The following is a 219-nucleotide window of genomic DNA, read 5'->3' as shown; positions in this document are numbered from 1 at the left end:
GAAATGGGTTTCGCGGTCAGCGAGTGTTCGACGTGCCCACATCGACTTCTGTGACGGCCCATTTTCACCCTCGGTGTCGTACTCTGCTCGGGTAAAGTAGTGCTTGTCCTGCTTGAGCGAGTTGCCGGGGTACAGGACGTACTCGTCGGGGAAGGCAACCGTAGCGATGTTCGTGATGCCGAGGTCGATGCCTGCTACGCCGTCGCCAGCTGAATCCTG

At 58.9% G+C, this 219-nt stretch carries 1 pseudogene; it reads right to left on the bottom strand.

What is annotated here, in order from left to right:
• Window positions 1-219 (bottom strand): annotated as a pseudogene (locus C483_RS00490) (RNA-guided endonuclease TnpB family protein); the annotation flags it as partial.

Source organism: Natrialba hulunbeirensis JCM 10989 (assembly GCF_000337575.1).
Lineage (GTDB): Archaea > Halobacteriota > Halobacteria > Halobacteriales > Natrialbaceae > Natrialba > Natrialba hulunbeirensis.
This window is presented reverse-complemented; position numbering and strand designations above follow the sequence as displayed.